General features: G+C 38.6%; 5 protein-coding genes and 3 pseudogenes. 2 read left to right on the top strand and 6 right to left on the bottom strand.

Annotated features, from left to right (window positions below; genetic code table 11):
- Positions 1 to 43: 43 nt before the first annotated feature.
- Positions 44 to 1,117 (bottom strand): annotated as a pseudogene (locus TOL9009_RS41760) (ISKra4 family transposase).
- Between the two features lie 80 nt (positions 1,118 to 1,197).
- Between TOL9009_RS41760 and TOL9009_RS48240 the strand changes: the two are divergent.
- On the top strand, positions 1,198 to 1,335 hold the full coding sequence (locus TOL9009_RS48240; protein WP_186227781.1) for a hypothetical protein: 138 nt from the start codon (positions 1,198 to 1,200) through the stop codon (positions 1,333 to 1,335).
- A gap of 113 nt (positions 1,336 to 1,448) precedes the next feature.
- Here the strand turns inward: TOL9009_RS48240 and TOL9009_RS44885 are convergent.
- From TOL9009_RS44885 to TOL9009_RS0136670, 5 genes and pseudogenes are all read right to left on the bottom strand, one after another.
- Positions 1,449 to 1,638 (bottom strand): annotated as a pseudogene (locus tag TOL9009_RS44885) (IS630 family transposase); the annotation flags it as partial.
- Positions 1,639 to 1,790: 152 nt separating this feature from the next.
- The gene (locus TOL9009_RS0136685) at positions 1,791 to 2,045 is read right to left on the bottom strand and encodes a hypothetical protein (protein ID WP_144238473.1); all 255 of its coding nucleotides are present in this window, start codon (positions 2,043 to 2,045) and stop codon (positions 1,791 to 1,793) included.
- 65 nt (positions 2,046 to 2,110) lie between these two features.
- On the bottom strand, positions 2,111 to 2,869 hold the full coding sequence (locus TOL9009_RS0136680) for a hypothetical protein (RefSeq protein ID WP_029638659.1): 759 nt from the start codon (positions 2,867 to 2,869) through the stop codon (positions 2,111 to 2,113).
- Positions 2,870 to 3,146: 277 nt separating this feature from the next.
- Entirely contained in the window at positions 3,147 to 3,464 is a 318-nt protein-coding gene (locus TOL9009_RS0136675; protein WP_029638657.1) for a helix-turn-helix domain-containing protein, read from the bottom strand.
- On the bottom strand, positions 3,436 to 3,831 hold the full coding sequence (locus TOL9009_RS0136670) for a type II toxin-antitoxin system RelE/ParE family toxin (RefSeq protein ID WP_029638655.1): 396 nt from the start codon (positions 3,829 to 3,831) through the stop codon (positions 3,436 to 3,438). The genes TOL9009_RS0136675 and TOL9009_RS0136670 overlap by 29 nt, the downstream gene beginning before the upstream one ends.
- Before the next feature lie 467 nt (positions 3,832 to 4,298).
- Between TOL9009_RS0136670 and TOL9009_RS49965 the strand changes: the two are divergent.
- A pseudogene (locus TOL9009_RS49965) lies at positions 4,299 to 4,404 on the top strand (ISKra4 family transposase); the annotation flags it as partial.

Below are 4,404 nucleotides of genomic sequence, written 5' to 3'. Positions count from 1 at the left end.
AACACATCGCATTATCCGTCGCGGGGAGCATCCCACTTTTTATTTAGCGAGCAGAGATTAATCCATTAAGGTAGGCGCAACGATGAGCGATGACTTGAGGAACATTCTCAATTTTCCATTGTGCGCCAGAGATTTTAGTTCGACGGTCAATTTGCTTAACGGTAGATTCAATAGCACGCCTTGCCAATAGAACAAATTTGTTCGGCTTGGTAATATTGATAATTGACGATACGGTGTCGATGTTTTTCAAGGTAGACGCAGAAATTCTCAGCTTGTTTGAGCGTGCAATCAACAAAACAAGCGATCGCATCATCGACTTTTCCTTCCCACAGAAGCCCTTTGACTTTGTTTATTCTTTGTATCGAACCACCAACTTTATAAAGGTTTTCCATTAGATGGAACAAGTCTTGTATTTCGCGTCGTTCTTGTTCGGGTTTAAACTCGCGGACAATATTCCAGATGCCATCATGTCCGTCTCCGATACATGTGAGGGTCAACAGCCAACCTTTGGCTGTTGACCCAATCAATCACGAGATTATTTTCCACCGAATGAAGCAGCGATCGCTTGTAAATTGTCTAAGCGAACTGCTTTATAACCTTTCCAGTCACATTGCTGTCCAGTTGGTGTACGGATACGGATATTTCCTCCGTCAACACTCAACTCCTCAACAGTTAACTGTGTTTGTGGAAATTCAAAATTTTGGCGATGTACTAGCCTCTGTTGGACACTTTTAGGGACTTCTATCCCGGTTGCATATTTTACGTCTTCTGCTGCACGTTGGTACGATACCGAAGCGCTCGCTCTTAAACAACATGCCTCTAAGTATGGACTTAATTGACTATGGGGTCTAAGTTCCAGTTTTTGTGCTTGAGAACTTGTAACTGGTAGTTTTCCAATGATACTTTTTATTTCTCGTCTGTGTCCCGTGTTTTCTCCTGTGACATTTAAGGGTAAAAAAACCCCTACGCATGGCATTACATGCTCCTGCATTTGGCTACGTACTACTTCTTCTATCTTGCCTAAGCTTGTCAGTTCCTCAATCGCAGCGTTTTTGTAGAGTATCTTAGCGATCGCACGAGCGTGTTGAAGTAAAAGTTGGTTTTCTTCTTCAGTCATGATGCCTCTCATTAAAACGATCGCATAGATTATTCCTTTACCTTCTCATGCTTTATTTACCTTTTTTGGAAGCATAAAAAGTGGGATGCTCCCTTAAGTCAGGAACTGGATTCATTGAAGATATTAGAATTGAACGTATTATTAGACAACCAGGAAGTGACGGAGAAGGTTCCACATCTCGAAGTTTATCTGGACGGCAAATAGCTAATATAACTTAGCTACTTGAAGACGATCTCAGGCATACCTTCGATGACGGTTTTTTTACTTTTAGATTTGTTACTGCCTTAGTAGGTAGTGGTAAGACTTCACTTTTAACTTATCTATAGGACTCCTATTTGATTTTTGAAAAAACTCCGTACATCTGAAGAGTGGCAAAATCACTCGTTTGTGTGTCGAATGAACCACTCAAACATCCACTTTAAATGTGAGAATGAAGGAACCAATGCACAAAAACGTCGAACCCAAGTTTTAGCTTGTAACCAAATATCTTCTATAGGATTTTGTTCAGGGCAATTGGGGGCGATCGCCTCGCCTATGAGTCGGAAAATAGTAGTTTGGCGACATCGAGGCAAACCAGCTTGTTGCAAAGCATTCAGCCTCAGATTAACCCTATCTTGAGCGCTATCACTCAACCCTGCATCACACCAAAATCGATATGATACGGGTCATGAATTTAAGGATTAGTTTTTTCATCCGGTTTATACTGAGAACGGTGTTTTGCAATCAAGATTCTTATTTCGTTCCTAACTTCACGCCACAATGAAAAATTGGCATGGATTTGCTCCTGAAAGTCATCCCCAATAAGATAAACCTGACCTTCACTATCAAATGCAATTCTCAAGTCATCTGTTTTTACAAACGGCTTGAGTTCCTTTGTTAGGTTGACAAATGTGCTAACAACTTGTGCGACATTAGCAGAGTTAGACATGATAATAGAAGAAAATAACATTAGATAAAATCGACTACACATTAACTTAATCCTATAAGGAGCGGCTACACAAGAGGGTTTTTATATCTATCAAGAATTTCTCGTATTGTATTGTAAAACTCGATAAGTTTAGTTCTTATTTTTGCTGATAATTGTATCTTCTTATCTAGTAAAAACGTATCTTCAAGAGACATTTGAATTTTGTCAGGTATATCATTATATTCAGATATTAATTCACGGAGAATTGAATAATTTTTGATAACATCGTCGAATTCATTATATAACTTATAAATTTGATTAATTTCTTCGGTTGTGAAAGCTAAAGGAAGCAATAAAACTTGATTTTTCCATATAATAGGATTCCATTGCGGAGGGGGATTATCTCTAAAAAAATCTATTGGTTGACTACTTTGCTTTATCTTTTGCCTTAACTCATTAAGTAATTCTAAATCTTGCTTTATTTCAATCCTTAACATAGTACGGACTGTATCAAATTGTTGCAATTCTGTCTTCCATTGACGGAATTCACTAACAAGAAAACCAAGTATTACACCTGTAACTGCCCCTAAAATGCCAATAAATTCACGAAGTCTCCATTTATCCACTAATAATGGCACGATTTTATAAACGTACATGAACAAGAAAGGTGAGATTAAAGTAGCTAAAGATGGTAAAAGAATTTTTTTATTTGACAACCAATTTATAGTTACTTGAATTAAATCTAAGTTGTATGCGATGCGTAAACTTGTATATATAAGCCAGCTAGATGTAATTAACAATCCTATAAAGGCAGGTAGATTTTCAATAAAATTCTGAGTCAGCATTTTATTAAATTATGTAAGTAAATTTTTAAATATTTTGAGTATATTTTAAAACTCTTTTTTACCCAGATGCCCCAGATATTTCAGATCCGACCGCACAATAAAGCTGGGCAGCCGAAGCTCTCAAAATCATTAATAAGTCTCGGCTGTGATAAATAAAAGTAAGAAATTAGCTACTAGAGTTTCTTAGTTTGGAGTTTTTGAGCGACCAGAGGTGAACAATGGTTTACAAGTTAAATTAGAGGAATAACCCGTAAGTAAGTTTTCCGAGCCAAAAATTTTAATACAGCACACTGTTTAACCCACGATTCTTTACCAAGTGCAGTAGCTTAAGAGATGCTCCACTAGGCCGCTTTTGTCCTATTTCCCATTTTTGAACTGTTGAAGTACTTATATTCAAAATACGTGCAAAAACAGCTTGACTAACTTGAGATGTTTCCCGTATTTCTTTAATTTGTAATGGTTCTAGAGGCTCAATAGGAGGTAGGCATAGGTGTTCAAATTCGCGCAATGTAGTTTGATTCATTAGCCCAGCTTTGTGTAGGTCTTCTGCTGTCTCATGAACTGCTTCAAGAATTGCTGATTTCTTCTGACGCATTACAAATCACCTCTATTAACGCATTACTATTTTTTGCTTGCTCAAGTTCTTCTGGTGTATAAGCAAGTAATTGCTTGGATAACATTTTCAGAGCTTCTTCTTCATCTTTGTCAATGTTGCTGCGTTCGTTTTTTGAAAAGCCAAAAATAAAAAACCAACGATCTTCATTGTTAGTAGCTACTAGTGTCCGAAATCCACCACTCTTACCCTTCCCTGGTTTTGCTATGCGTTTTTTAAACAGTCCACCTCCCAGGTCAGCATCATAAAGTCCTGCTGCCATTTCGTTTACAGCGTTACAGAGACTAAGATTGTTTAAGCCTTCCTTTCGCGCCCAACGGTCAAAAGTACGGTTTTTGTAAATTTTCATTTTCTAGTCTCTTCGGTTAAAGTATAGCACCTAGTCCTATATTTTAGGGGAAATATAGCATAGGCACAGCTGAGGAATAATGGTTGCTCTTTCTCAATCTCGCCAAAACTCGCCAATCACTGATAGGATTTTGGCGAGTTTCGATATTTGGCGAGATTTATGAATAAGCAGTCAGCAGCAGATTTTCTAGGTGTCAGCGTTCGAGCGCTTGAGCGTTACGTTCAGCAAGGACGAATCGGTGTTAAGTACGAGAAAGGAAAAACTCGCCCGACTGCCAACTTTGACCAAACCGAACTGGAAGCATTCAAGGAAGAACTAAACCAACCGACCGTAAAACCAGCCTTTGAATCTCGTCAAATAGCGACAGAGCAACAGCCACAGACAGGTAAATTAGTGCATCAAGCTGGCGAGATTGCGGAGTTTGGCGAGATTGGGGTAATTGACAAGTTATCCTCAATCATTGAAGTGATTGGGTCAACAGCCAACCTTTGGCTGTTGACCCTCACATGTATCGGAGACGGACATGATGGCATCTGGAATATTGTCCGCGAGTTTAAACCCGAACAAGAACGA

This window comes from [Scytonema hofmanni] UTEX 2349 (genome assembly GCF_000582685.1).
Lineage (GTDB): Bacteria > Cyanobacteriota > Cyanobacteriia > Cyanobacteriales > Nostocaceae > Hassallia > Hassallia hofmanni.
The sequence above is the reverse complement of the archived record's forward strand: the minus strand, read 5'-3'. Positions and strand labels throughout refer to the sequence as shown.